The organism is Micromonospora maritima, from assembly GCF_902825405.1.
Taxonomy (GTDB): domain Bacteria; phylum Actinomycetota; class Actinomycetes; order Mycobacteriales; family Micromonosporaceae; genus Micromonospora; species Micromonospora maritima.
Genome location: NZ_CADEAU010000795.1, coordinates 1 through 1,639 on the forward strand (window position 1 = coordinate 1; position 1,639 = coordinate 1,639).

Below are 1,639 nucleotides of genomic sequence, written 5' to 3' on the forward strand. Positions count from 1 at the left end.
CACGACGCTCTTCCGATCCGCCCCTCCACCACCGCGCGGCCCGGCTGGGCGCGCACCCGGCCGGCGTCGGCCCGGCCACCGAAGAGCAGGCCGAGGCCGGTCACCACCATCGTCTTGCCGGCGCCGGTCTCGCCGGTGATGACGTTCATCCCCCCGGCCAACGGCAGCGTGGTGTCCTCGATGACGCCCAGTCCGGTGATGCGCAGCTCTTCCAGCACAGCACCCGACAGTAGCCCCGCCGTGTGACAGTTGACCAGCCGGCACGGTGGCCTGTGGACGCCGTCCAGTTCTCGGCGGTCGGTCCGGCGCCGGCGGGCACGGCCCGCACGGGTGGTCGGGGCGCCGGACGTCGCGTCGTCGCCCCAGCCCGTGCGCCGCCGCTTCCTCCGGCGGCGGCTCGACGAGCTGTCGGCCCGACCGGGGTCGACACCCGACCGGGCGCGGCGCGCCGGTCCACCCGCCGTGGCCCGGCCGCGAACGCTCCGGCGTCCCGACCGTCGCGGACCGACCACCCCCTGGTCGGGCCCGCGACCGCCGGGTCACGCGTCCGGGAACCGACGGGCCTCACCGCCGTGCCCGGACTCACCTCGACGTGACCCGTGCGCCCACCGTAACGCGCCCCACCGCGGGGCCGACCGGATCCGAGCGGCCGATCAGCGCCGGTTGCCGCGCCAGCCCTGCACGGGCAGGTCGAACTTGGCCACCAGCCGGTCGGTGAACGGACGCGCCCGCAGCCGCACGATGCGCACCGGCAACGCGCCCCTGCGCACCGTGACCCGGGCGCCCGGCGGCAGGTCGTAGACCCGCCGGCCGTCGCAGCAGAGCACCGCGAGCGTGGTGAACGGGTCGACCGTGATGGCGAACGTGGACGTCGGCGCGGTGACCAGCGGGCGACTGAACAACGCGTGCGCGCTGATCGGCACCAGCAGCAGCGCCTCCACCTCCGGCCAGACCACCGGGCCGCCGCCGGAGAACGCGTACGCGGTGGAGCCGGTCGGGGTCGCGCAGACCACGCCGTCGCAGCCGTACCGCGACAGCGGCCGGCCGTCGACGTCGACGAGCAGCTCCAGCATCTGGGCGCGTTCGCCCTTCTCCACGCTGATCTCGTTGAGCGCCCACGATTCGATGGTCGGCCCGCCGTCGAACTCGGCGGTCACGTCGAGGGTGAGGCGTTCGTCCACGGTGTAGTTGCGCCCGACCACGTCGCGCACCGCGGTGTCCAGGTCGTCGATCTCCGCCTCGGCGAGGAAGCCGACCTTGCCCAGGTTGATGCCGAGCAGCGGCGCCTTGGCCGGGCGGGCCAGCTCGGCGGCGCGCAGGAACGTGCCGTCCCCGCCGAGCGCGAAGACGATCTCCGCGCCCTCGGCCGCCTCCGGACCGGTCACCGGCACCACGCCGGGCAGGTCCAGGTCGTCGGCCTCCTCGGCCACCACCCGGACCTCGAAGCCGGCCGCGATCAGGTCGGCGGCCACGGACCGGGCGTGCTCGGTGCTGCGTCGACGGCCGGTGTGGGTCACCAGCAGCGCGGTACGGCTCATCCGGACACCTCCTCGGTCGTGGCCGCCGTCGCGGCGGCGCCCTGCGGGCCGGCGGCGACCACCGCGCGGACCCGCTCGGGGTCGGCGGCGGACGCGTCCCG

2 protein-coding genes are annotated in these 1,639 nt (G+C 75.8%); both read right to left on the reverse strand.

Features of this window, described 5'->3' with window-relative positions; all coding sequences use genetic code 11:
• Positions 1–218, reverse strand: a 218-nt coding sequence (locus HUW36_RS32345; protein ID WP_174531523.1) for an AAA family ATPase, incomplete at its 3' end; no start/stop codon positions are given.
• Between the two features lie 435 nt (positions 219–653).
• Complete coding sequence (locus HUW36_RS32350) at positions 654–1,538, reverse strand: NAD kinase (RefSeq protein WP_091577872.1); 885 nt, start codon at positions 1,536–1,538, stop codon at positions 654–656.
• Positions 1,539–1,639 lie beyond the last annotated feature (101 nt).